The organism is Alphaproteobacteria bacterium HT1-32 (genome assembly GCA_009649675.1).
Taxonomy (GTDB): domain Bacteria; phylum Pseudomonadota; class Alphaproteobacteria; order Rhodospirillales; family HT1-32; genus HT1-32.
This window is the reverse complement of the sequence record WJPL01000003.1, coordinates 711,463-735,112: the sequence shown is the minus strand read 5'-3', so window position 1 is coordinate 735,112 and position 23,650 is coordinate 711,463. Positions and strand designations below refer to the sequence as shown.

Here is a 23,650-nt window from a genome sequence, read left to right as displayed (position 1 = left end):
TCAGGACGAGGGAACGTCGATATCCGGCAATCCGGTTGGCGTGGTCTGATAGCCATCCAGCAGTTCATCATCCGACCGGTCTTCCAGCCAGCCGATATCATTGACGTCGCCGCCGCGGGCAAAATAGGCATCACCATCGCCATTCTGCCACAGCAGATCATCCTTGCCGTCACCATCGAAGTCCGCAATGTCCAGCAGGGTATCACCGCTGCGGTCTCCCATATAAAGCTGGCTTGTGCGATCGCCGCTGAGGAAGGCAAAGGTGGCACCCGATGTTTCATTGCGCCAGATGACATCAGACTGACCATCCGCATTCAGGTCGCCAACGCCCATGAATTCGTCACCGCCGCGATATTCCATCCAGAGCGTGTTGTTACGGTCGCCGCCCAGCATTGCGGATGTGGCGCCACTGGCAGAACGCCACAGCGCATCCGCACTGCCATCACCATTGAAGTCGGCGACTGCAAGCAGTTCGTTACCACTCTGGGGGCCCATCCAGACCGAGGTGTCCTTGTTACCGGACAAAAACAGGTTGGCGGATCCGGTCAGATTGTTCTGCCAGATCACGTCGTCGGTTCCGTTACCGTCAAAGTCGGCAACTGCAAGAATGCTGTCATTAGCCCGGAAATCCATCCAGAGCGTTGAATCCTTGTCGCCGCCATACATGGCCCATGTCGCGCCGGACGTATCGTTGCGCCAGAGCACGTCATCGCTGCCGTCACCATTGAAGTCACCCAGTGCTAGCAGACTGTCGGTGGTCCGGAAATCCATCCAGATGGAGTTGTCCTTGTCGCCACCATACATGGCCCATGTGGAGCCGGAGGTGCCATTGCGCCACAGGACATCATCGTTTCCGTCGCCGTTCAGGTCGGCAATACCGAGAAACTCGTCGCCGTCGCGATAATCCATCCAGAGCACATCGTCCTTGTCGCCACCCATCATGGCCCAGGTAGAGCCGGAGGTGCCATTGCGCCAGATCAGCTCCGACAACCCGTCACCATTCAGATCGGCTCGACCGAGAAATTCGTCATTCCCGCGCTGGTCGAGATAGCTGGAAGCATCCGGGTCGCCATTGATCATGGCCCATGCGGTTCCCGTGCCCGAGCGCCAGACCATGTCGTATCCATCGTCCGGGTTGATCGGAATATAAACCGGGCCCGGATCAACGACGGGCGGGGTTTCGCCCCAGTCCAGAGTGATGTCGTCAAAGATCAGGGTCTCGATTCCCGAGAGCTGATCAGCCCCGCCGTCGCCACTGAGCGCCGTGATGGTGCCGGTACCGTAATTAATCTCGTAATCGGCCGCATTGCCGGAGAACAGGGCGATATCGCTTCCGCCGCTTCCGATCAGGATATCATTGCCGGCCCCACCGCTCAGGGTGTCGTTACCGGCCCCGCCGCGAAGCGTGTCATTGCCAGCACCGCCTGTGAGAGTGTCATCCCCGCTGCCACCACGCAGATCATCATTGCCGGCACCGCCATCAAGGATATCATTGCCCTGGCCACCCTTCAGGACGTCATCGCCATCTTCACCGTAAAGGCTGTCATTGCCGCCGCGCCCCTTCAGGATGTCATTGCCATCCCCGCCATGAATTTCATCAGCACTGCCATGGCCTATGACCGTATCGTCACCTGCGCCGGAAAAAATCAGCGACGTGGTGACCGAACCATCCGTGATCGACGGGTTGTGCGCATCGGAATAGACATCTGTATTTGAAGTGTTCGCCGCCTTGAGACGGATGAGGTCATTTCCATCCCCGGTTGCAATGTTGAAATGATTCTGCCAACCCGCATTGTTGCTGGCGATACCGACCACCACCTTGTCGTCACCATCCCCGGTGACGATATTGCCGCGTTTGGCGCCATTGATGAGGACCGTTGAATCGCCGCCGTCGCCGGTCACGACATCTGTGTGAACAAATCCGTCGATCCGGAGTGATGCAGGGCCGGATTCCAGAACCTCAAGATTTTTGACACTGTTCCAGGGGCCGGTGGATTTCAGAACAATCTGACCACTGTTCGTGACTTTCGCCCAGACAGCACCTGAAAAATGGGTGCCGCGGGTAATATCCCCTGATGACGCCCACCCAAAACCGGTTGTCGTGACACCGGTATGTGCGGAATCGCCAGCAAAAGAGGAAATGCCAGAAGTTGCACGTAATGCTTCAAGCACATCATCGCTCAGGAAGCGAAGAGATGCGTTTCCAGCCTGACCAAATTGAATTGTCATTGTCTTAAACCTTAAGAGCGCTTCAGTTAATATCTGCGCCCTACCCACGGTGACCTATATAGACATTTCCTGCCGGATCAAATGTGATGACGGTCACAATCCGTTGAGGGTCATTCAGTTAAGTCTGTCTGGAATCAGGGGGTATCAATCACGACGAATATTAACGAGGTTATTGAAATGTCTGAAAAACTCGTTTTTCGGGATGCTGTCGAGGCGGACCTTCCGATGATCATCGGTATGCTGGCGGATGACACTCTAGGCAAGAATCGTGAAATCGCAGCCATGCCACCGGCGGACTGCTATCGTCTGGCATTTGACGCTATAGCTGCGGATCCGAACAACCGTCTTGTTCTCTGTGAAAAGCAGGGCGAAATCGCGGGATGCCTGCAACTCACTTTTATTCCCGGGCTGTCACGCAAAGGCATGTGGCGGGCGCAAATTGAATCGGTCCGGACCAGCCGGACCTATCGGGGGCAGGGTATCGGACGTCTGATGTTTGAATATGCCATTGATCAGGCCCGCCAGAAGAATTGCGGCCTGGTACAGCTTACAACTGACAAAACCCGGAGTGATGCGCACCGGTTTTATGCAGCTCTCGGCTTCACCGCTTCACATGACGGCATGAAATTGTCCTTATGACGCCGGTTCGTGCGGTTTCTCCGATTTGGCCCCGGCTTTGTCTTTCAGGTTGCGATCTTCAGTTTCCGGTTCATATGCCTCGCCTTCGGGATCTTCCGTAATTGTTACGGCACCGACCGTTGAGGCATTCAGCAGCTGTTCGGCGAAATCGGCTCTGACTTCATCGTCGGGCGTGGTTCTGACCCGCATCCGGTAGAAGACGAAAATGGCGAACAGGAAATGGATCACCGCAGTCTGAATGAACAGGGCCTGAGGCCCAATCAGTGTCATCAGCCAGGATGTGTAAATCGGGCCAATCACGGCACCGGCCGCAAACAGAAGCAACAGTTCGCTGGCTGTCTCGACATAGTCTGCGGGATCAACATAGTCGTTCGTGTGGGCGACGCAGACGGAATAGACCGGAAAGGCAAAAATTCCGAACAGGAACGAGCCGATCAGCAGGCCCATGGTCCAGAGATTGCTCAGCACCAGAATGGCAACGGCTGAAACCGAGGCACAGAGGCAGATCGCGGCAATCACTTTCCGCCGGTCCATGCGATCTGATGTCCGGCCAATCGGAAACTGTCCGAAAGCACCGGCAATAACCGTGATGCTCATGAATATTGCAACGCCGGAGACATCCATCCCGCTGTTCAGTGCGAAGGTTGGCCCCAGTGCCCAGAAGGAACCATTGGTCAGCCCGACAACCAGACAGCCGACAAAGCCGACAGGGGAAACCCTGTACAAATGCCGGATGCGAAGCTTCACCTCACCGACCGGGGCCGGGGCCGGGGCCGCGGTCATGGCAACCGGCACGGCAGCCAGAGAGACGAGGATCGAGGCGACACCGAACAGGATAAACCCGGCGGGGTCTGACAGGGTCAGCATCATCTGCCCTGCGGTCAGGACAGTCAGGTTGATGATTGTATAGATCGAGAACACGGTGCCCCGGGTTTCGTTCGTGCTGCGCTCGTTCAGCCAGCTTTCAATGATCATGTAGAGTGCAGCAAAACAGAGCCCGGTCATCGCCCGGAAGACCCACCAGATTGGCGGGATTGGCAGCATGACATGGATCAGCGCGCTGGTTGACGCGATGGCAACCAGACCGGTGAAGGCGCGGATGTGACCTGCGCGCCGCACCATGTAGGGTCCGATCAGGCAGCCGGTTGCAAAGCCGAAGAAATAGCTGGAGCCAAGAATACCGATGTCGAAGGTGGTAAAGTTGTCAATGCCGGCACGAATGGGCAGCAACGTTCCCTGCAGGCCGTTTCCCATCAGCAGCAGACCGACGCTTAACAGCAGTGCCTGAACCGGTTTGATAGCTTTCCACATATGTTCCTTGTCCCTCTGGCGACCAGTTGCCTGTGAGGTGGCTAGCACGGTTGACTCTGTCAGCACAAATGATGCTTCTTTGTCCGGACTTTATTCAATGTGCTGATTTTCCGGAGGAGACTGATTTTGTCCCATTCTATCCCGAACCCGCTCAATGTCTCGGAGGCCGAATGGCAGGCGCGGGTCGACCTTGCTGCGGCTTTCCGGCTGGTGGACCTGTATGGCTGGTCTGATCTGCTGGCAACACATCTGTCTGCCCGCGTTCCCGATCAGCCCGACTGCTTTCTGATCAACCCGTTCGGCGTCATGTTTGATGAGATGACGGCGTCCTGCCTCGTTAAAATGGATGAAGATGGTAACGAACTGACAGAATCACCGAATGGCGTGAATCCTGCCGGTTATACCATTCACAGTGCTGTTCATGCGGCCAGTCCGGACATCAACTGGGCCATTCATACGCATACTTATGCCGGAACCGGTGTTGCGACCCAGAAAGACGGGATATTGCCGATCACCCAGCATGCGCTGGCGGTGATGGCTGTATCTGCCTATCACGATTACGAAGGTATTGCCTTTGACCTGTCGGAACGGGAACGGCTGATGGCGGATCTCGGGGACAACAAGATCCTGATTCTTCGGAATCACGGATTATTGACCGTTGGCAAAACCGCGGGAGAGGCCTTCATGTGGATGTACCGGGCTGAACGTGCCTGCCGTATGCAACTGGCTTTCCAGCAGGCCGGAGCGGAACTGATGCCGATCCCGGATGACATGCAGGAGATCACCATGCAGCGTAACCGCAAAGCCAACAGCTCAGCAGGATACCGGCCTATCGGTGTGCATGAATGGCCTGCCTTGCGACGCAGGCTGGACCGCCTGAATCCCGGATATGACAGTTAACCCAGACTGATCAAGCCTGTCTGAGTGCTGATAGCGGATGCCTGATCGCATCTTTATCTTTTGCTGCATAATTTAATATGTATATTATATGCATGTTAAATTGGTGATAAAAATGCGACTGACGGTTCAATCGGATTATGCGCTGAGAGCCATGATGTATATGGCGGTCAGGACGGACAGGCTGGCAACGGTTGCCGGAATTTCGACGCATTACGGGGTGTCGCGCAATCACATGACGAAGGTACTGCATCATCTTGTGCAGGGCGGATTTGTCGAATCGGTCCGGGGACGTTCCGGTGGTGTGCGACTTGCGGCACCGGCAGATCAGGTCTTCGTCGGGCAGATTGTACGATATCTGGAGGCAGATGGCGCACTGGTTGAATGCTTCCGGTCAGATGGCGGGGATTGCCTGCTGTCGTCCGATTGCCGGCTTAAGTCGGTTCTGGCGGAAGCTGTGGAAGGGTTCTACGCGGTCCTCGACCGATACAGCATTCAATCACTGCTGTCGCAAGACGAGGCTTTGCTGAGGTTGTTATCAGATGGAGAAAGATGATGAGTGATGTGCAGTCATTTGCCGAACAGCGGCGACGGGAAACCCGGGCCAAAGCGGCACTCATTGGTATTGATGAGGCGTATATTTCCCTTCTGGTCGAAAGCTTTTATGACCGGATTCGTGCGGACAGGGAACTTGGCCCGATTTTCAATGGGGTGATTACCGGCAACTGGGACAGTCATCTCGCGAGAATGAAGGATTTCTGGGCTTCTGTGGCGCTCAGCGCCGGTTCCTATTCCGGTCAGCCGGTGCCGGTCCACCAGCGCTTATCGGACGTGACACCGGATCATTTTGAACGCTGGCTTCAGTTGTTCGGGGAAACCCTGAACGAGACGGCACCGCATCCGGATGTCCCGGATTACTTCATGCTCCGTGCCCGGCGAATTGCAGAAAGCCTGAAGCTCGCGATGTTCGGGGTGCCGGAACTGAAGGCGCGGGGCGTGGCGGCAACGCTCTGACGATGAATTTTCGGTTGGCCTTCAGGCTCTCTCCGCGCACTGTTGGGAGACCTGAATCGCAGATCGGAACCTTGATTTATGAGCGTTACATCTTTTGACCATCCTTTCTTCGCAGACCTGCTGGGTGACGAGGAGATATCCCCGTTGTTTTCGGCTGAGGCCGAGCTTCGTGCCATGCTGGATTTTGAGGCAACCCTGGCGGAAGTGCAGGCGGAACAGGGCCTTATTTCGGCTGACGCGGCGGCGGCCATTGCCGAGGGGTGTGAACGGTTTGACCCGGACATGGAGGCGCTGGCAGCCGGGGTGGCAAATGACGGGGTTGTCGTTCCGGCCTTTGTGAAGGCTTTGCGGGTGGCAGTGGGCGATCCGCATGGCAAGTCTGCTCATTTCGGGACCACCAGCCAGGATGTCATCGATACGGCGCTGATCCTCCGGCTGGCCGAAGTGGTTGATATTCTCGCTCATCGTCTGCGCCAGACCATCGCTCTGCTCGATAATCTGGCCGGGCAGGCGGGTGAAACCGGCACAATCGGCCGGACGCGCATGCAACGCGCTGTGCCGATCCGCATTACAGACAGAATTGCGATCTGGAGAGAACCGCTCGCTGCCGCGCTGGAACGGCTTGAAGGCGGGCTGGCCGAACGGCTTCTGGTCGTACAGTTTGCAGGGGCTGCGGGTAATCTCGACAAGTTTGGCGAGGCCGGGCCGAATCTGCGGGCCGCTTTGGCGGAACGGCTGGAACTCGGCGACCCCGGCCGTCCCTGGCATGCCGACCGGGAACGCATCGTCGCTTTCACCGACTGGCTGTCCCATGTCACGGGAGCCTGTGGCAAGGCCGGTATGGATCTGGTGTTGCTGGCCCAAAATGAGGTAGCGGAAGTGGTGCTGCCCACCGGCGGCGGGTCATCGGCAATGCCCCATAAACGTAATCCCATCCTGCCGGAAATGCTGGTGACGCTGGCCCGGTTCAGTTCAACTCAGAATTCGGGCATGCATAGTGCGCTGGTACATGAGTTTGAGCGCTCCGGCATGGCCTGGACGCTGGAATGGATGATCCTGCCCCAGATGGTTCAGGCATCAGGCCGGTCGCTGGATATTCTCTGCCGCTGTCTGGACGGGTTGAAGATTACAGGAGAACGTCCGCTCGACTGACCGGCTGGCAGGCCTGCATCTCACGCTTCGGTGAGTGATATTTCCGACCGTCATGTTTCGGGATAATATCAGCGACATGACTGGCGGAGAGTCTGCATCACTGTGGAAAGAAATTCGGAACGACCATGATCAACAGACGATCTGTATTGCGCGGGGCAGGGGCACTGGCTGTTTGCAGTCTGGCCTGGCCTTCACTGGCATTGGCAGATGCCAGACGGGTTGCTGAGGAGATTGCGAAATTTACCGGCGGGGCCGTGCCTGTTGACAGTCCCCTGTTGTCTCTCGACCTGCCGCAGATCGCCGAAGATGGTTTCGTTGTACCGATGACTGTCTCTGTGGAGTCACCGATGACCGAACAGGATCATGTCACTCGTATTACGGTGATCAGCGAGAGCAATCCCTTGCCCGGCGTGATCACGGCCCGCTTTACGCCGGCAAGCGGCAGGGCGTCGCTCTCCACCCGGATCAGGCTGGCCCGAAGTCAGCGCCTGTTTGCCGTGGCGGAACTGAGCGACGGTCGTTATCTCTCCCGTGCGGTTGCCGTCACGGTGACCGTTGGCGGATGCGGGGTATAGCAGAATGATCGGATCACGCCCCCGCGCCAAGGTTCCGGAGATCGCCCGACAGGGAGAGGTCATCGAGATCAAGACCCTGATCACGCATCGGATGGAGTCCGGTCAGCGACCGGACGGGACGGGCGGCAAGATACCGCGGCATATCATCAATCGCTTCACCGCGACCTTTAATGGCCAGCCGGTGATTGATGTCACCCTTGAGCCGGCGACCTCGGCCAACCCGTATCTGTCATTTTACATGCGCGCAGAAATGTCAGGTGAGTTTCTGTTCACCTGGTTCGATGACGACGGCAGCATCTATACGACCACTGCAGCCATGACGGTGACATAACATCAGCTTAGAAGAGGAAGCTGGAGGCGCGGACCGGATTCGAACCGGTGTCCCCGGATTTGCAGTCCGGTGCATGAACCAGCTCTACCACCGCGCCGACCAGAATATTCTGTCAGGGTGGTACGCGACTTTCCACATACACAATAACAATGCAGGCACCTGCAAAGCTATTCACCTGATCTGCGATTTCCCAGGTCACCTGACGCCGGGAAGATATACAACCCCTGCGACCAGAAGAAAACACCTTGAACGTAGGTGGGTGACAGACAGTCCAAATCAACAGTCTGATACCCGAAACTATACAGAATGCAAGGAGGGTAACCTGAAATGTCAGAAAAGAATGGTGCCGGCTGCAGGAGTTGAACCCGCGACCCCCTGATTACAAATCAGGTGCTCTACCAACTGAGCTAAGCCGGCCATTGTATGTCCATACCTTTGAAATTGCTTTGTTAATTGCGATTTCGCGGGCTGTCTCCAATGAGAGAGAAACGTGACTGTCAGACTCTTGGCCCCATTTCGTTCCCCCTTTTAGTGTCCGCGGCCTCTGCGTCAAGGCGTTTCTGAAAGGCGTTGCAGGGCCATCTTTGATGTCCGGGTCAGATAACGCTCAAGGATGCTCACTGACGGGTTACGAAATCCCGGAACCGCCGGGCGACATCACGCGGTTTGACCGTCGGGCGGCCGAGCGGGGACAGGGAGCCGGGGGTGATGCGCAGATGGATCAGGGTGGGGCCGGAATCTGCCGGGCGGGCCAGTGCCAGTTTCATCGCGGCTTCAAAGCTTGCCGCACTGTCGGCGGTCAGGCTGAGTCCGTAATTGCAGGATTGTGCGGCGATGGCGAAATCAACCACGGGGGAGACGGTGGCCTGTCCGCCGGTTGAATCATGCACGCCGTTGTCGAGGACCACATGGATCAGGTTTGACCTGCCATAGGCACCGATGGTGGCGAGGCCGCCCAGTTTCATCAGGGCCGCGCCATCGCCATCCAGCACGATGACCGGGCGGTCGGTATTGAGCGAGGTGCCAAGCCCGACGCCTGACGCACAGCCCATGGCACCGACCATGTAAAGATGCTGGGGCCGGTCGGCGAGGGTGAAGAGTTCCCGGCCGCATTTGCCGGTGGTGGCGATGATGGCCGCATTGTCCGGTACGATTTTGAGCAGGCGTTCAAGTGCCCCGGCGCGGGTGGTGCTGTCGCCGCCATCAGACAGATCAGCCCGTTCGCAGTTTGCCCGGCGAGTCATGGGCGACTGATCGAGATCGTTATCAGCAACCGTACCCTTTGCCATGATGAAGGCGAAAGGGCGGTTGAACCGGTCCATCGACGCGATGGCATCAGCGATGGCCGGACGTGTTGCGTTGGCGGAGGTCGGGAAGCTGCGGTTGGCGATCTGCATGGTCTCGAACAGCCGTGCCGTGATCTGGCCCATCAGTTCATGCTGTGGCTCGTCGCCCAGACCCGGTTCGCCCCGCCATGTGGTGATGAACAGGGTGGGTATCTCGAACGGATGGTTCAGGGATGTCAGCGGATTGACCGCATTGCCGAGACCGGAATTCTGGCACATCACGGCAGTTCGCCTGCCGGCCAGCCAGGCACCGGCGGCAATGCCGACAGCTTCCCCTTCGCTGGCAGCGCCGACATAGGTGAGGTCGGTGCGTGAGATCACCCGGTTGATGACCGGTGTCAGAAACGAGCAGGGCACGCCCGTGAAGAAATCGATCCCGGCCTCGCGGGCGGGATCAAGAAAGTCATCAGCTTCAATCATCTTATGATAGTACGGCTCTGAAGGTTTTATTGAAAGTAAATCGATTGCATATAAAAGTAGTATAATGATATGTACAAACGATCAATTAATAATATTTTGGGGGCAAAATGCAAACTGATATGCATTATTATGGCACTTATGTACTTGCGAGGACAGCAGGACTCCGTCCGGATATCTGTTCGAGAATTGCTACGGCTGCTCAGTTTGTGGATGATAATGTAGCACGAAGTGGTGCCGAGTTTCTTGATGGCGCTCATTTGTTTGTACAAGCAACAGCGCATCATCCGATTGATTTAAGTAATGTGAATAAAGAGGATCAAAGAAATGTATGGGCTCCATTCCATTTTCTTCCAGGTAATGAAGGCGCTGAATACACTGAGCGATTAAAATGTCGAAAAGATAGCGCAATATCTCGTGAAATGCTGGAGCATCATTTACAGTTTTCTGATCGGAAGTTCGCGCCTGAACTGTTTGGTATTACTGCGCATGTATATGCCGATACCTTTTCGCATTATGGGTTTTCTGGCGTGAGTTCTCGCGGTAATCGGGTTGCTCAAGATTCGATAGACCTGAAAAACGTTTCAGGCGAAATTCGTGACTATATTCAGACAAAGGCGGAAAGTTTTTTTGAAAAAAATGGCACTCAAGGGGGGTTGTTTGAAAACATAAGAAGCAGGTTTATGCAGTTTAATCATTCTTTTCAAAGCTTTGCAGCTGAGGAGTTGTCAGGTGCGCTTGGCCACGGAGGTGTCGCTACATTTCCAGACCGTCCGTATCTTATTTGGTCGTTTGAATATGAAAATGATGAACTCGAGATATCAGAGCGGAATAACCAAGAAACTTTTCTAGAAGGATGTGAAAAAATACATGAATATTTTTGCAGGGTGGGAGGCGAAAATCAAGAATTTGTTGATCGTGATTGCGTTCCTTTTGGTAGTATTAAGAGCGTGGTAACTCAAGTTCTCCAAGTTCAAAAAAATAAAGACGGTAGAATAGATGCGTGGAAAAGAGCATTTTCAGATGGAAGTCTTGGAATTGAGGGCGAGTTGATCCCTATTTATGATGGTATTCGTCTTAATACTGACTGGGACAACCTTGACGGAACAGAGGATCACCAGGTTGCGTTGGATCGGGAAGTGTTTCGATTTTATCAGGCAGCTTCTTTGCATCGTATATTTGTACTTCGAGACCTTTTGCCAAAACATGGTATCCTTGTTGGCTAATATCAGCTTTAGACCGCACGCAGGGCAGTCGGGCGCTGGCCGCTTTGCGGCAGGTAGCGGGCTTCTGCGTCCGACAGTTCGGCATTGCCGGCAAGACGGAAGACTTCCCGGACTGTCGGCAGTTCGGCCTCGATTCCGGCCAGTGTCTGGCTTTCGAAGATCCGGCGGCTGGTTTCCTGCATGGCATGGATGACTGAGCGCAGGTTGTGATTGGCCCAGATGACGGTGGAGACGCCGGCTGTGCGGAAGTCTTCTGTCGGGGTCTCATAATACATCGTCGGTACGATGACGACCGGGCAGCGATTCTCCCATGCCTTTGTGAAGGCAAAGATTTCTGACGGGTCGGCCTTCTTTGAATGGATCAGTACGGCGTCTGCCCCGGCCTGATGATAGGCTTCTGCACGGCGGAGCGCCTCATCAACACCCCAGCCGGAAATCAGAGCCTCGATCCGGGCCACGATAGAGAAATTGTCGTCCAGCTGGCTGTCCTTGCCGGCTTTGATCTTGCCGCAGAACTCGTCGATATCAGCCAGCGGCTGGGCTTCGCCGAGGAAGCTGTTGGTTTTCGGGAACAGCTTGTCCTCAATGCAGACACCGGCAACGCCGCGCTGGCAGAGCTTTGTGACAAGGCGGCGCATATTGTTGAAGTTGCCATAGCCGGTATCACCGTCGAGCAGAATCGGAATGTCGGTTGCGTCTGACATGAATTCGAGCACTTCGAGAACCTGCGTCCAGGAAGCTTCGTTGCTGTCGCGCACACCAAGGGCTGCCGAAATTGACAGGCCGGATGCCCAGATACCCTCAAAGCCCGTCTCTTCAACGATTTTCGCCGACAGACCGTTATGCGCCTCCATGATGAAACGGAGATCGTTACTGCTCAGTATATCGCGAAGTCTGGCGAATTTGTTGCTGGGCGTGATGGCGGTCGGGAAGGGGTGAAGGCTCATAGTGAACTCCAATAATATAGATTTAATCTATGGAATACATAGATTGATTAAATGCTTGGTAAAGCGCCGGACCTGACGATGCAAGAATGAAGGTGATAAATCTGGTGTGAAGGGAAGACGGGTACGGATGATTTCTGTGGGGAAAGCTTGCGGATACCTGCGTTCAGCGTCGCAGGCAGTCCCGGAACGGGTCCGGGACTTCATGCTTTTTGCAGCAGATGGGAGGATCAGCAGATAGCGCAATCCTTCGGGACGGCACTGACATGCCTGCTCAGAATGAGGACGTTTTCGATATCTTCCTCATCCTGAGGAGGGCTGAAAGCCCGTCCCGAAGGATGCAGACTGTTTTATTTTCCGGCGGCCCAGTCGAGCATGCATTCGATCAGGGCGCGGTTATAGGGCTGTACTTTCGCGGCCTTGTCGGCCCGCCAGGCAAAGGGCGGGAATTCATCCATATAGGTGTCCTGAACCTGTTCCAGCTGCACGGCATGGATATTTTCAGCCGGGCGACCGTTGATACGGGTCAGATAACCACCGGTGAACCGTCCGTTGGTGACGCCGGTGAAAGGACCGGCATTGGCGGCAATTTCGGCGAGACGTGATTCGAGGACCGGATCACAGGCAGCCCCCTTGTTGGTACCAAGATTCAGATCCGGCAGCCGCCCTTCAAACAGTTCCGGCACATGGCCCCGGATTGAATGGGCTTCGAACAACATTGCCACGCCATGCACTGCCTTGAGGCGTTGCAATTCTTCCTCGACCTTCTGATGATAGGGATGCCAGTACAATCCGACCCGGCGTTCGATCTCAGCCTGATCCGGTTCCTTGCCCGGCAGGTAGACGGGATCACCATCAAACATCCAGGTCGGGCAGAGTTCGGTGACCCGCTGGCCGGGATAAAGCGAAGCGCCATCGGGGGGGCGATTAAGGTCGACCACATAGCGGGAGTTGAGCGGGCGCAGGATACTGGCACCGAGTTCTGTGGCAAAATCGTAGAGCTTGCGCATATGCCAGTCAGTATCCGGTACCGTGCGGGCGGTTTCCGTCATGGTCACGGCAATGTCATCAGGCAGTTCGGTGCCGTCATGCGGCATGCTGACCAGCAGCGGCGCTGTACCCTGCGTGAAAATATAGGTTTTATCGGCGGTCATGGTGCTCTCATACTGGCGACTGTTTATATCAGCCGGGTTGCAGAGAACAGCATGCGGCGATATACCCCCGGTTTCCAGACTTCTTGTCTGTTTTGATTTTCTGCAGGAGCGACAGATCAGATGAAAGCGATCATGCTTGCAGCCGGCGTCGGCAGCCGACTGGTAGGAGAAAGCGGCGATCACCCGCCCAAGGTTCTCCTGAAATTCGGTGGAAAGACATTGTTGCAGCGGCATATTGAATCGCTGCGCGCCTGTGGTGTGACCCAGCTGACCATCGTGATCGGGTATCAGGCCGACCAGATCGTCGACGAAATCAATCGCATCGGTGCCCGCGATATGGTTCGCACGATCTTCAACGACCGGTTCCGCGAAGGTAATATCATCAGCCTGTGGTATGCCCGTCAGGAGCTGACATCAGGAGATGATGTGCTGCTGATGGATGGCGACGTGCTGTATGACGTGCGGATTCTGGAACGCCTGCTTGCCTCAGAAAACCCCAACAGCTTCCTCGTTGACCGGGATTTCGAGCAGGGTGACGAGCCGGTCAAGCTCTGCATCCGGGATGAGCAGATCGTCGAATTCCGCAAATGGCTGTCAGCCGAGTACGACTGGTGTGGTGAGTCCGTGGGCTTTTTCCGCTTTTCACCGGATGTCGCACAGCAGCTGGTCGACCAGACGCAGCTCTACATCGAGAACAACAAGGTCTTCGACTGGTATGAAGAAGCCCTGCGGGACATTCTGCTGACCGGCTCTCGTGACCGGTTCGGATGGGAAGACATCACTGGTCTGCCCTGGATCGAGATCGACTTTCAGGAAGATGTCGAAAAGGCGGGAGCGGAAGTGCTGCCGGCCATGCAGGAACCTTCGGAAGACGCGATCCGCCGCGCGGTTTAGCGTCGGCGGGGTGTTGGGCGGATCGGCTTTTCGTCGTCCGCGACTTCGCCCCACAGATCATATTCGTCGGCGTTCTCGATTTTCGCCCGGACCATGTCACCGGCCTTGAAGCGGGTTTCCCCGTTCAGGAACACACAGCCGTCGATTTCCGGTGCATCAGCATATGAGCGGCCGATAGCGCCTTCCTCGTCAACTTCGTCGATCAGGACTTCCAGTGTCTTGCCGAGCCGGGTTTTCATGCGGTCTTCACTGATCTTCCGCTGAAGTTCCATGAAGGCTGACCAGCGGTAATCGACAACTTCCTCATCGACCGGCTCGCCCATCTCATTGGCCGGAGCACCGTCGACCGGCTCGTACTTGAAACAGCCGGCGCGGTCGATCTGGGCAACATCAATCCAGTCCAGAAGTTCTTCGAACTCGTCTTCGGTTTCGCCGGGGAACCCGACGATGAAGGTGGACCGAAGTGCCAGGTCAGGGCAGATTTCGCGCCAGCGTTTGATGCGGTCCAGCGTCTTTTCCTGATGCGCGGGGCGGCGCATGGCCTTCAGCACACGCGGACTGGCATGCTGAAACGGAATGTCGAGATAGGGGAGGATATGGCCGTCTGCCATCAGCGGAATGACATCGTCAACATGCGGATAGGGATAGACATAATGCAGCCGGACCCAGATGCCGAGGTCGCCAAGCGCCTGACAAAGATCAAGGAACTTGGTCCGGATCTCGCGTTCCTGCCAGGTACCGCGCGCATATTTCAGGTCCACGCCGTAGGCGCTGGTATCCTGTGAGATGACCAGCAGTTCACGCACGCCGGACAGAGCCAGATTTTCAGCTTCCTTCAGCACATCCGTGATCGGACGGCTGACAAGGTCACCGCGTAATTGCGGGATGATGCAGAAGCTGCAGCGATTGTTACAGCCCTCGGATATTTTCAGATAGGCGTAATGCCGGGGCGTGAGTTTCAGACCCTGTGCGGGGACCAGATCAATGAACGGGTCATGCATGGGCGGCAGCACGTTATGGACAGCATCGACCACTGCTTCATACTGATGTGGCCCGGTAACAGACAGTACGCCGGGATGGATGCCGCGAATGGTCGCTTCGTCACCACCCATACAGCCGGTGACGATGACCTTGCCATTCTCGTTCAGGGCCTCGCCTATGGTCTCCAGCGATTCAGCGCGGGCGCTGTCCAGAAAGCCACAGGTATTGACGATGACCGCATCGGCCCCGTCATAGCTGTCGGAAACTTCGTAGCCCTCTGCCCGGAGGCGGGTCAGGATACGCTCGGAATCAACAAGGGCCTTCGGGCAGCCAAGGCTGACCAGTCCCACTTTTGGCGCTGTCTGTTTCATGCGCGCTATGTCGGGTATTGGCGGCAGAATGTCCAGCCGAGAGTGAGGCTGCACGGGGTGTCGCGGGTATCATCCCTCCTCACGCAGGCGCAAGGAGGGATGACGGGGTGTGCCGGTCAGGCTGTTGCCAGCCGTACCTTGATGAAGTCAAGGGTCCGCGCCCAGGCGAGATCCGCGGCTTCCTTGTTGTAGCGCGCAGCATTGGTGTCGTTGTTGAAGGCGTGATTGACGCCCTCATACATATGCAGCTGGTATTTGATCTTGGCTTTCTTCAGTGCAGCTTCAAATTCCGGAATGCCGGCGTTGATACGTTCATCAAGCCCGGCGTAATGCAGTAACAGTGATCCGGTGATGCTGCTGACTTCGTCGCTTTTTGGCGCACTGCCATAATAGACAACTGCGGCATCGAGGTTTTCCGAATTGACGGCAAGCTTAGCCGACATGCCGCCACCCCAGCAGAAGCCGACAGAGGCAACCATGGCATTACCTTCCGGATGGTCGCTGAGGAAGTCGACGGCAGACATGTAGCTTTGCAGCGTCACATCCATGTCCAGCTTGCCGATCATTTCGCGGGCCTTGTCCTCATCTTCCGGGGTGCCGCCCAGAGGGGTCAGCGCGTCGACCGCAAGCGCCATATAGCCTTCAACGGCAAAACGGCGGGCGATGTCCCTGATATGCGGGTTCAGTCCGCGGTTTTCGTGAATCACGATAACTGACGGAAAGTTGCTGCCGGTCGCGGGCTTTGCCATATAGGCTTTCATCTCACCTGCATCGACCGGATAGGTGGTCATGGAGGTGGTGATCCGGCTGTCATCTTCGGCAATGATGGCGGCCTGTGCATAACGGTTTTCGAGAACCGGTAACAAGGCGTAGGCGGCAGCTGTACCGCCGGCGATTTTTGCCAGACGCGTCAGGAAAACGCGCCGTGGCAAGGGCGTATGAGTATATTCGTCGTAGAGCGCGATGATTTTCTGATCCATCCCTTTATCTCCCACAGGATGCACCCGGCTAGTCCGGGCGATGAATATCTGGAATGGGCGGATCAGGGCGGCAAGTAGCGCCAGAAAATAAATTCCCGGAGGTCAGACTTTCAGAACCCCCCGTTTGATCTGGTCCTGCTCGATGCTTTCAAACAGGGCGCGGAAGTTGCCCTCGCCAAAGCCTTCATCCCCCTTGCGCTGAATGACTTCAAAGAAGATCGGGCCGATAACGGTCGAGGTGAAAATCTGCAGCAGAATGCCCCCATCATCTGTCGGAGCGCCATCAATGAGCACCCCGAGTTTCCGGAGAGCCGCAATATCCTCGCCATGGCCGGGCAGCCGGTCCGGCAGCATCTCGTAATAGGTATCGGGTGGCGGGTCCATGAAGGTCACGCCGATCTTCGCCAGTTCGGCAACAGTGTCGTAGATATCACTGGTCGACAGAGCGATATGCTGGATGCCCTCGCCACGATAGGCTTCCAGATATTCCTGAATCTGAGACTTGTCGTCTGAGCTTTCATTGATCGGAATGCGGATTTTGCCGCAGGGACTGGTCATCGCCTTGCTTTTCAGCCCGGTCAGCTTTCCCTCAATATCGAAATACCGGATCTCGCGGAAATTGAAGAGCTTTTCATAAAACCCGGACCAGATATCCATCCGTCCACGATAGACGTTGTGGGTGAGATGATCGATCGTGGTCAGCCCGGCCCCGGCAGGATTCTGTTCTGCGCCGGGCAGGGGGCGGAAGTCGACATCATAGATGGTGTCCTCGCCATAACGGTCGACAAGATAGATGAGGCTGTCGCCGATACCATGGATGGCCGGGATATTGAGCTCCATGGGGCCGACCCGGCCCTCGAACGGTTTGGCACCGAGTGACACGGCACGTCTGAAGGCTGCGGCAGCATCTTTCACCCGAAAGGCGATGGCGCAGGCGGAGGGGCCGTGAACACGGGCGAAGGACTGGGCAAAGCTGTCCGGTTCCGCATTGATGATGAAGTTGATTTCGCCCTGTCTGTACAGGGTGACATCCTTTGACCGGTGCCTTGCAACAGCTGTAAACCCCATGGTTTCGAACAATTGTGCCAGAGCGGCCGTGTCCGGTGCGGTATATTCAACAAATTCAAATCCGTCGGTGCCCATCGGGTTGGTGTCGGTCATCGGTTCCTCATCATGAATGTGAACCGATCATATCAGTTTCACCGCAATCGATGTTGGCGAATACATTGCCCCGCTGAGAATTCATGCAATTATATCTCCGATATTTATTATTTTATGCAGGAAATTCGCGGATATGAAACTCGACAGACTGGACACCCGCATACTGGCCGTACTTCAGGAAGATGGGCGGCTGCCGCTTCAGAACGTGGGTGAGGCAGTCGGGTTGTCAGCGTCGCAATGCGGTCGCCGGTTACGCAGACTGGAAGAGGCCGGGCTGGTCTCCGGTTATGCGGCTCTGCTGGACCCGGTCGCTTTTGGTTTTGATGTGACAGCCTTTGTTACTGTCACGCTTGCCCAGCATGGCGAAGTACCGGCCGCCCGGTTTCACCGGGCGATAGAACGCCTGCCAAATATTCTTGAATGCTGGGCGGTAACGGGTGAGGGGGATTATCTGTTGCGGGTCGTCGCGACGAACCTGAAATCCTTCTCGGATGTGCTGATGCACGACCTGCTGGCTTTGCCTGAAGTCGCAAATGTGAAGTCGAACATCGCGCTCGACCGGATCAAGCAGACGACTGCCTTACCGTTGTCGACAACATAACAGTTATGCAAATAGTGCGCTTGTCGCTGGCTGCGATTGCAGGTTAGCGTCCCATGATAGGGGACTGCGGCCTGTTGATACGGGGTGCAGCATATTTTTGCAGGGAAAGAACTGATGACGAATAACGTGGCCCGACTGACGATGGTTTTCTCCGGGATTGCGCATCTGTTCTCTCACCTGCTGACGCTGCTCTATGGCACGGTTGTGCTGGTTTTGCCGTCTGTTTTTAATGTCACCTATGGCGAAATGCTGGGCATTGCCTGGCTGGGTATCGCAATGATGGGGTTTGGTGCGCTGCCAGCCGGATGGCTTGGCGACCGGTGGAGCCAGGTTGGCATGATGGGGGTGTTCTTCATCGGCACCGGTGTCGCGACAATGGCAACCGGGCTGGCCAATTCACCTGCCCAGATTGCCATTGGCCTGTTCTTCATCGGGCTGTTTGCCTCGATCTATCATCCGGTTGGCGTTGCCTGGCTTATTCGTAATGCAAAACGCCGGGGTGAGGCGCTTGGTGTGAACGGTATTTTCGGGGCAGCCGGTGTTGGCGGTGCAGCGATTGTTGCAGGTGCCCTGACGGATATTGCGGGCTGGCGGTTTGCCTTCCTTGTGCCGGGCGCCCTGTGTTTTCTCTCTGGTCTGGCTTTCCTGGGTTATGTCTGGCGCGGTGATATCCGGGATACGGTCGCTGATGCGACAAATTATCAGGCTGCAACCCGTGGCGATGTGACCCGTGTTTTTGCAATCGTGTTTCTGGTGATCTTCTGTGGCGGGATGATTGCCCAGACCGGCCAGTACGTGATGCCGAAACTGCTGTCCGTTGGCTGGAGCGACTGGGTTCAGGGATCCACCCTGCGGGCGGGTGTTCTCACGGCGGCGGTCTTTTCCGTCAGCATGATTGCGCAATATGTCAGTGGCCGTCTGGCGGATCGCTATCCGCTGAAATGGGTCTATGGCGGGGCCTATCTGTTACAGGCCCCGGTGATTCTGTTTGCTGCGATAGCCGGTGGGCCGTTGTTTGTTGCCCTGATGGCGCTGATGATCTCGGCTAATTCCGGCAGTCTGGCACCGGAGAACGCGATCATTGCCCGCTATGCCAGCGGCAAGTGGCGCAGCATGGTTTTTGCTGCGAAATTTGTCGTGGGCCTCGGGTTTACTGCCCTGATCGTGACCGTGGTCGGCAAGATGTATGACCATTTCAGCGGCTTTACAGAGATCCTGCTGCTGCTGGGCGGTTTCGCGCTGGTCAGCCTGATTGCCATTTCCCTGATGCCGTTTGAGCGTCACGAAGACGCCATTGTCACTGCGCCAGCGGAATAGGCAGGGTTTCTAGCCGGCCACACAATGAGCTGATTCTCTGCCTTGCCGTCGGGGATTACCCGCTTGCGGCCAGCGCCTGATCCAGATCTGCGATGATATCGTCAGCCGTTTCCAGCCCGATCGACAGGCGTATGACGTCTGGTCCGGCACCAGCGGTGATCCGTTGTTCTTCACTCAGTTGCCGGTGAGTTGTGGAGGCGGGATGGAGAATCAGGCTGCGTGTGTCGCCGATATTGGCGAGATGGGAAAACAGATTGCAGGCTTCGACCAGCTTCACACCAGCTTCAAACCCGCCTTTCACGCCGAACGTGAATACCGATCCGGCACCCTTTGGCAGGTATTTCCGTCCGAGGTCATAATAGGGGCTGGATTTCAGTCCGGCATATGAAACCCAGGCTACCCGGGGATGTGCTTCAAGAAATTCCGCAACCTTCAGGGCGTTCGAAATATGCCGGTCCATGCGAACCGGCAGCGTCTCGATGCCGGTAATGATGTTGAAGGCGTTGGTCGGAGACAGCGCCGGTCCGAAATCACGCAAGGCCACGGCACGTGCCTTCATGGTGAACCCGAAATCGCCAAAGGTCTCGTAGAAGGTCAGTCCGTGATAGGCCGGTTCCGGTTCCGTCATTGACGGGAACTTGTTGTTCTGCGCCCAGTCGAACTGACCGGATTCAACAACCACCCCGCCCATTGATGTGCCATGCCCGCCAAGAAACTTGGTGGCGGAATGCACGACAATATCAGCGCCCCAGTCGCAGGGGTTCAGCAGATAGGGGGTGGATACGGTGTTATCGACGATCAGCGGAATGCCGGCATCTTTCGCGATTTCGGCAATCGGCTCCATATCGAGGATGATGCCGCCGGGATTGGCCAGCGTTTCAATGAAGATTGCCTTCATGTCCGGTGTCATCGCATCACGGATATTCTGAGGATCGGTTGCATCGACGAAGGTGCAGTTCCATCCCAGCCGCTTGAAGCTGAGCCCGAACTGGGTGATCGACCCGCCATAGAGATTGCGCGAAGCAATGAAGTGGTCGCCGGGCTGCAGCAGGGTAAAGAAGGTCAGAAACTGTGCCGCATGACCGGAAGCACAGGCGACGGCAGCGCGGGCGTTCTCAAGGCTGGCAACCCGTTCTTCCAGAGCGGCAACAGTCGGATTGGTCAGCCGGGAATAGATATAGCCAAAGGTCTGCAGATTGAACAGCGACGCTGCATGTTCCACATCGTCAAAGACATAGGATGTGGTCTGGTAAATCGGCACATTCCGCGCCCCGGTTGTGGGGTCGGGGATAGCCCCGGCATGGATGGACCTTGTCTCAAAGCCGTATTTTGTTGGTTTGCTGCTGCTCATACCCGTTTCACCTTCGGACGTCTGGCTGTGATAATGCCGGTGTTGATGCCACCCCAGGCAAGTTCACCGAACAGCCGGCCATATTCAATCTTCGGACAGCGGTTCATCACCACATCAAGTCCGGACGCCTCTGCCCGTTCTGCGGCTTCCGGATTGATGACGGTGAGCTGCATCCAGACCGACTTCACACCTTTGTCTGCGGCGACACTGATTGCCTCGTCCGTGATTGGTCCGGCAGCGGCTGAATTGCGGAAGATATCGACCATTTCAAATGGACCGGGGGCCTCTGCAAGAGTGGCATATACGGTCTCACCCAGAATTTCTTCACCTGCAGACCGGGGGTTAACCGGCAGAACCCGGTAGCCCTTGGCCTGAAGATATTTCATCACAAAGAAGGAGGGACGATTCCAGTTGGGTGAGGCCCCAACCATGGCAACGGTTTTGGTTTCGGCAAGCACGCGGCGAAGATAATCGTCGGAATAGGCACTATGGTCCATGGCGGGTCTCTGATCTGAATGAATGTTCATCATAGGACAGCAAGCGGGCTTCGTCATCGATTCAGGATTATTTGTCGTCATTGTGAACCGTATCACATCCCGTCCGTTATATAGTCTGTACAAAGAGAGAATAACGACCGGGAAAACAGCCCGCTGGGTGATGACCCTGAAGGCAACCGGTCACCTGACGTTCATCTTGTGGGAGACGAGCCATGCCGAATAGTGACACCAGTGCGATCCACTCCATTACACGGACGCTGCAACGGCTGATCACCCTACTGTTCATTGTCAGCATGATTGGTGTTGTCGCGCATATCGAACGTGCGGCGGCTGCGGAACCCGATGCCTTTGTCCAGTCCATGGCCTCCAGAGCGCTGACAATTTCCAGCGATGAAGCACGCAGTGATGAACAGAAAGTCAGTGAGCTGCGGGCTGTGTTTCAGGATGGGTTCGATGTTGATTACATCGGTAAATATGTGCTTGGCCGCTACTGGCGGCAGGCGACCGAAGATGAACGCAGCGACTACCTCAAGGTTTTTGAGGAATATGTGGTTCATTCCTATGCCCAGCGGTTCTCCAAATTTGATGGCGGCAGCCTTCAGGTCGGCCGTTCAGACAAATTTCAGGATGACGTGCACCGGGTTCAGTCCGTGTTCAGGGGCAAGGACGGTCAGGATGTACGGCTGGACTGGTTCGTTCACGAAACCGCGGCCGGCCTTCGCGCCGTTGATGTGGTCGTCGAAGGTATCAGCCTGCGCAAGACCCAGCGCGATGAATTCATGGCGGTGATCCGCAACGGCGGCGGCACGGTTGCCGGGCTGATCAAGGATCTCCGCAAGCTGGTCGATAAACTCAAGACAGCCTGAAGGGACAGGTGGGACACCCGCCCCTTCAGCAGATACTTCAGCGCATCACATGCACATTACACTTTGCATGGCTGACAATCCGCGATGCGGTTGAACCGATGAAAAAGTCCTGAAGTCCCGGTTTGTGGGACGCGACAATAATCAGGCCGGCATTGCGTTTTTCTGCGAGCCTGATGATTTCATTTGCGGGCTGCCCGCTTGCCACAACGATATCCGCACTGATTCCGGACTGGGTGGCAATCGCAGAGAGCTTCGCCTCAGCCTTTGCACGGGCCTCCTTGCCCAGATTTTCCGGCAGTTCGATCGCGACATATTCCGGAATATTCCAGAGCACATTGCACAGGATCAGCTTCGCGCCGGGTTTGGAAAGAGCCTTCGCAAGTTTAATCATCTGCGGGGCAACTTCTGCCTGGCTCAGATCAATCGGGACGATAATGGTATCAAACATTGCAGCCTCCATCTGTGGGGAACATCAGCGTTCCCGCAGATAGTCAGGCGAGCGACGGAGTTTTGCATTGATGCATCTCAAAACCGGAAGAAATGGCGGATTATTTGTGCGTCCACTCCGGTTTACGCTTTTGCAGGAAAGCATCAATGCCCTCGCTGGCATCGGCGCACATCATGTTCCGGGCCATTTCTTCTGCGGTGAAGGCGTAGGCCGCATCGACACCCATTTCAAGCTGTCGGTAATAGGCGCGTTTGCCGGCGGCGACCGCAGCTGCTGATTTTGACAGGATGGGAGCGGCCAGTGCGTCAACGGCTTTATCCAGTGCTTCCGGCAAGACCACACGGTTGACCAGCCCCATGGATTTTGCCCTCGGCGCATCAATAAAATCACCGGTAAACAGCATCTCGAAGGCATCTTTGCGGCTGACATTGCGGGACAGGGCAACGCCGGGTGTAAAGCAGAACAGCCCGACGCCAATACCGGAGGTGGCAAATCGCGCGTCCTCGCTGGCGACGGCAAGGTCGCAATTGGCAACCAGCTGACACCCGGCGGCAGTGGCGATGCCCTGCACCCGGGCAATGACCGGTTGTGGCAGGCGCATCATGGTCAGCATCATCCGGCTGCATTTCCGGAACAGCCATTCGTAATAATGCTGGTCCGGCCGGGCGCGCATCTGCTTCAGGTCATGTCCGGCGCAGAACGCCTTGCCACGGGCGCCGATGGTGACCAGACGGATTGCCGGTGTCTCTGCAATTTCGTCCAGTGTCAGTTGCAGGGCATCCAGCATTTCCTCTGACAATGCATTGAACTGGTCCGGGCGGTTGAGGGTGAGGCGGGCAACGGGGCCGTCATCCTCACGCAGCAATAGCGGGGCATCAGGCAGGATTTCAGGTGCAGGCATGGCAATCGGCTTTCAGTGGTTCTTTGGTCAGTATAGCGAAAACGGCA

General features: G+C 56.2%; 22 protein-coding genes, 2 tRNA genes and 1 pseudogene. 12 read left to right on the top strand and 13 right to left on the bottom strand.

The features are described from left to right. Nucleotides 1-2,229, bottom strand: a complete 2,229-nt coding sequence (locus GH722_18945) for a hypothetical protein (protein ID MRG73841.1) — start codon at nt 2,227-2,229, stop codon at nt 1-3. A gap of 177 nt (nt 2,230-2,406) precedes the next feature. On the opposite strand from GH722_18945, the gene GH722_18940 reads away from it, so the two are divergent. Next, the gene (locus GH722_18940; GenBank protein ID MRG73840.1) at nt 2,407-2,868 is read left to right on the top strand and encodes a GNAT family N-acetyltransferase; all 462 of its coding nucleotides are present in this window, start codon (nt 2,407-2,409) and stop codon (nt 2,866-2,868) included. On the opposite strand, the gene GH722_18935 is transcribed toward GH722_18940, so the two are convergent. Then, nucleotides 2,863-4,179 carry an MFS transporter gene (locus GH722_18935; GenBank protein MRG73839.1) on the bottom strand — a complete coding sequence of 439 codons (1,317 nt, stop codon included), beginning with the start codon at nt 4,177-4,179 and terminating at the stop codon, nt 2,863-2,865. The genes GH722_18940 and GH722_18935 overlap by 6 nt on opposite strands. 123 nt (nt 4,180-4,302) lie before the next feature. Between GH722_18935 and GH722_18930 the strand changes: the two genes are divergently transcribed. The 6 genes from GH722_18930 to soxZ all read left to right on the top strand — a co-directional run bounded on the left by GH722_18930 (nt 4,303) and on the right by soxZ (nt 8,148). Beyond that, nucleotides 4,303-5,079, top strand: coding sequence for a class II aldolase (locus tag GH722_18930; protein MRG73838.1), 777 nt, complete (start codon nt 4,303-4,305; stop codon nt 5,077-5,079). A 112-nt stretch (nt 5,080-5,191) separates the two neighbouring features. Beyond that, on the top strand, nt 5,192-5,632 hold the full coding sequence (locus tag GH722_18925; GenBank protein ID MRG73837.1) for an Rrf2 family transcriptional regulator: 441 nt from the start codon (nt 5,192-5,194) through the stop codon (nt 5,630-5,632). Next, complete coding sequence (locus GH722_18920; protein ID MRG73836.1) at nt 5,632-6,090, top strand: globin; 459 nt, start codon at nt 5,632-5,634, stop codon at nt 6,088-6,090. Before GH722_18925 ends, GH722_18920 begins: the two co-directional genes overlap by 1 nt. Before the next feature lie 78 nt (nt 6,091-6,168). Continuing rightward, complete coding sequence (locus GH722_18915; GenBank protein ID MRG73835.1) at nt 6,169-7,242, top strand: 3-carboxy-cis,cis-muconate cycloisomerase; 1,074 nt, start codon at nt 6,169-6,171, stop codon at nt 7,240-7,242. A 125-nt stretch (nt 7,243-7,367) separates the two neighbouring features. Beyond that, nucleotides 7,368-7,817, top strand: coding sequence for a thiosulfate oxidation carrier protein SoxY (locus GH722_18910; GenBank protein MRG73834.1), 450 nt, complete (start codon nt 7,368-7,370; stop codon nt 7,815-7,817). A 4-nt stretch (nt 7,818-7,821) separates the two neighbouring features. Further along, complete coding sequence (gene soxZ, locus GH722_18905) at nt 7,822-8,148, top strand: thiosulfate oxidation carrier complex protein SoxZ (protein MRG73833.1); 327 nt, start codon at nt 7,822-7,824, stop codon at nt 8,146-8,148. Nucleotides 8,149-8,169: 21 nt separating this feature from the next. On the opposite strand, the gene GH722_18900 is transcribed toward soxZ, so the two are convergent. From GH722_18900 to aepY, 3 genes are all read right to left on the bottom strand, one after another. Further along, nucleotides 8,170-8,245: transfer RNA gene (locus GH722_18900), tRNA-Cys, on the bottom strand. Between the two features lie 244 nt (nt 8,246-8,489). Next, nucleotides 8,490-8,565 (bottom strand) — tRNA-Thr (locus tag GH722_18895). A gap of 200 nt (nt 8,566-8,765) precedes the next feature. After that, nucleotides 8,766-9,914: a phosphonopyruvate decarboxylase gene (gene aepY, locus GH722_18890; GenBank protein MRG73832.1), complete on the bottom strand. Its 1,149-nt coding sequence runs from the start codon at nt 9,912-9,914 to the stop codon at nt 8,766-8,768. A gap of 107 nt (nt 9,915-10,021) precedes the next feature. On the opposite strand from aepY, the gene GH722_18885 reads away from it, so the two are divergent. Continuing rightward, nucleotides 10,022-11,137 carry a hypothetical protein gene (locus GH722_18885; GenBank protein ID MRG73831.1) on the top strand — a complete coding sequence of 372 codons (1,116 nt, stop codon included), beginning with the start codon at nt 10,022-10,024 and terminating at the stop codon, nt 11,135-11,137. Between the two features lie 8 nt (nt 11,138-11,145). On the opposite strand, the gene aepX is transcribed toward GH722_18885, so the two are convergent. Both aepX and hutG read right to left on the bottom strand, forming a co-directional pair. Then, entirely contained in the window at nt 11,146-12,084 is a 939-nt protein-coding gene (gene aepX / locus GH722_18880; protein ID MRG73830.1) for a phosphoenolpyruvate mutase, read from the bottom strand. Nucleotides 12,085-12,431: 347 nt separating this feature from the next. Then, nucleotides 12,432-13,235, bottom strand: coding sequence for an N-formylglutamate deformylase (gene hutG / locus GH722_18875; protein MRG73829.1), 804 nt, complete (start codon nt 13,233-13,235; stop codon nt 12,432-12,434). Between the two features lie 120 nt (nt 13,236-13,355). On the opposite strand from hutG, the gene GH722_18870 reads away from it, so the two are divergent. Next, entirely contained in the window at nt 13,356-14,129 is a 774-nt protein-coding gene (locus GH722_18870) for an NTP transferase domain-containing protein (protein MRG73828.1), read from the top strand. On the opposite strand, the gene rimO is transcribed toward GH722_18870, so the two are convergent. The 3 genes from rimO to hppD all read right to left on the bottom strand — a co-directional run bounded on the left by rimO (nt 14,126) and on the right by hppD (nt 17,622). Then, nucleotides 14,126-15,481 (bottom strand): 30S ribosomal protein S12 methylthiotransferase RimO, encoded by a 1,356-nt coding sequence (gene rimO, locus GH722_18865; GenBank protein ID MRG73827.1) that lies wholly within the window; start codon nt 15,479-15,481, stop codon nt 14,126-14,128. The two genes, GH722_18870 and rimO, sit on opposite strands and share 4 nt — an antisense overlap. 116 nt (nt 15,482-15,597) lie before the next feature. Beyond that, nucleotides 15,598-16,461: a dienelactone hydrolase family protein gene (locus tag GH722_18860; protein MRG73826.1), complete on the bottom strand. Its 864-nt coding sequence runs from the start codon at nt 16,459-16,461 to the stop codon at nt 15,598-15,600. 102 nt (nt 16,462-16,563) lie between these two features. Beyond that, entirely contained in the window at nt 16,564-17,622 is a 1,059-nt protein-coding gene (gene hppD / locus GH722_18855) for a 4-hydroxyphenylpyruvate dioxygenase (protein ID MRG73825.1), read from the bottom strand. Between the two features lie 133 nt (nt 17,623-17,755). Here hppD and GH722_18850 point away from each other — a divergent pair, with 133 nt between their 5' ends. Both GH722_18850 and GH722_18845 read left to right on the top strand, forming a co-directional pair. Further along, a complete protein-coding gene (locus tag GH722_18850) occupies nt 17,756-18,223 on the top strand; it encodes an AsnC family transcriptional regulator (protein ID MRG73824.1) in 468 nt (155 codons plus the stop codon). 114 nt (nt 18,224-18,337) lie between these two features. Next, on the top strand, nt 18,338-19,540 hold the full coding sequence (locus tag GH722_18845) for an MFS transporter (protein MRG73823.1): 1,203 nt from the start codon (nt 18,338-18,340) through the stop codon (nt 19,538-19,540). 55 nt (nt 19,541-19,595) lie between these two features. Here the strand turns inward: GH722_18845 and GH722_18840 are convergent. Next, nucleotides 19,596-21,388 (bottom strand): annotated as a pseudogene (locus GH722_18840) (O-acetylhomoserine aminocarboxypropyltransferase). 212 nt (nt 21,389-21,600) lie between these two features. Between GH722_18840 and GH722_18835 the strand changes: the two are divergent. After that, nucleotides 21,601-22,254: an ABC transporter substrate-binding protein gene (locus GH722_18835; GenBank protein MRG73822.1), complete on the top strand. Its 654-nt coding sequence runs from the start codon at nt 21,601-21,603 to the stop codon at nt 22,252-22,254. A 37-nt stretch (nt 22,255-22,291) separates the two neighbouring features. Here GH722_18835 and GH722_18830 read toward each other — a convergent pair whose 3' ends face one another. Both GH722_18830 and GH722_18825 read right to left on the bottom strand, forming a co-directional pair. After that, a complete protein-coding gene (locus GH722_18830) occupies nt 22,292-22,714 on the bottom strand; it encodes a universal stress protein (protein ID MRG73821.1) in 423 nt (140 codons plus the stop codon). Nucleotides 22,715-22,802: 88 nt separating this feature from the next. Beyond that, nucleotides 22,803-23,603 carry an enoyl-CoA hydratase gene (locus GH722_18825; protein MRG73820.1) on the bottom strand — a complete coding sequence of 267 codons (801 nt, stop codon included), beginning with the start codon at nt 23,601-23,603 and terminating at the stop codon, nt 22,803-22,805. Nucleotides 23,604-23,650 lie beyond the last annotated feature (47 nt).

Excerpts from the sequence above, each read along its gene's own strand:
- GH722_18925 (MRG73837.1), top strand. The coding sequence starts at position 5,192 with ATGCGACTGACGGTTCAATCGGATTATGCGCTGAGAGCCATGATGTAT.
- aepX (MRG73830.1), bottom strand. The coding sequence starts at position 12,084 with ATGAGCCTTCACCCCTTCCCGACCGCCATCACGCCCAGCAACAAATTC.
- GH722_18830 (MRG73821.1), bottom strand. The coding sequence starts at position 22,714 with ATGGAGGCTGCAATGTTTGATACCATTATCGTCCCGATTGATCTGAGC.
- soxZ (MRG73833.1), top strand. The coding sequence starts at position 7,822 with ATGATCGGATCACGCCCCCGCGCCAAGGTTCCGGAGATCGCCCGACAG.
- GH722_18885 (MRG73831.1), top strand. The coding sequence starts at position 10,022 with ATGCAAACTGATATGCATTATTATGGCACTTATGTACTTGCGAGGACA.
- aepY (MRG73832.1), bottom strand. The coding sequence starts at position 9,914 with ATGATTGAAGCTGATGACTTTCTTGATCCCGCCCGCGAGGCCGGGATC.
- GH722_18845 (MRG73823.1), top strand. The coding sequence starts at position 18,338 with ATGACGAATAACGTGGCCCGACTGACGATGGTTTTCTCCGGGATTGCG.
- GH722_18940 (MRG73840.1), top strand. The coding sequence starts at position 2,407 with ATGTCTGAAAAACTCGTTTTTCGGGATGCTGTCGAGGCGGACCTTCCG.
- rimO (MRG73827.1), bottom strand. The coding sequence starts at position 15,481 with ATGAAACAGACAGCGCCAAAAGTGGGACTGGTCAGCCTTGGCTGCCCG.
- GH722_18910 (MRG73834.1), top strand. The coding sequence starts at position 7,368 with ATGATCAACAGACGATCTGTATTGCGCGGGGCAGGGGCACTGGCTGTT.
- GH722_18915 (MRG73835.1), top strand. The coding sequence starts at position 6,169 with ATGAGCGTTACATCTTTTGACCATCCTTTCTTCGCAGACCTGCTGGGT.
- GH722_18850 (MRG73824.1), top strand. The coding sequence starts at position 17,756 with ATGAAACTCGACAGACTGGACACCCGCATACTGGCCGTACTTCAGGAA.
- GH722_18945 (MRG73841.1), bottom strand. The coding sequence starts at position 2,229 with ATGACAATTCAATTTGGTCAGGCTGGAAACGCATCTCTTCGCTTCCTG.
- GH722_18870 (MRG73828.1), top strand. The coding sequence starts at position 13,356 with ATGAAAGCGATCATGCTTGCAGCCGGCGTCGGCAGCCGACTGGTAGGA.
- hutG (MRG73829.1), bottom strand. The coding sequence starts at position 13,235 with ATGACCGCCGATAAAACCTATATTTTCACGCAGGGTACAGCGCCGCTG.
- GH722_18825 (MRG73820.1), bottom strand. The coding sequence starts at position 23,603 with ATGCCTGCACCTGAAATCCTGCCTGATGCCCCGCTATTGCTGCGTGAG.
- GH722_18920 (MRG73836.1), top strand. The coding sequence starts at position 5,632 with ATGAGTGATGTGCAGTCATTTGCCGAACAGCGGCGACGGGAAACCCGG.
- GH722_18935 (MRG73839.1), bottom strand. The coding sequence starts at position 4,179 with ATGTGGAAAGCTATCAAACCGGTTCAGGCACTGCTGTTAAGCGTCGGT.
- GH722_18860 (MRG73826.1), bottom strand. The coding sequence starts at position 16,461 with ATGGATCAGAAAATCATCGCGCTCTACGACGAATATACTCATACGCCC.
- hppD (MRG73825.1), bottom strand. The coding sequence starts at position 17,622 with ATGACCGACACCAACCCGATGGGCACCGACGGATTTGAATTTGTTGAA.
- GH722_18835 (MRG73822.1), top strand. The coding sequence starts at position 21,601 with ATGCCGAATAGTGACACCAGTGCGATCCACTCCATTACACGGACGCTG.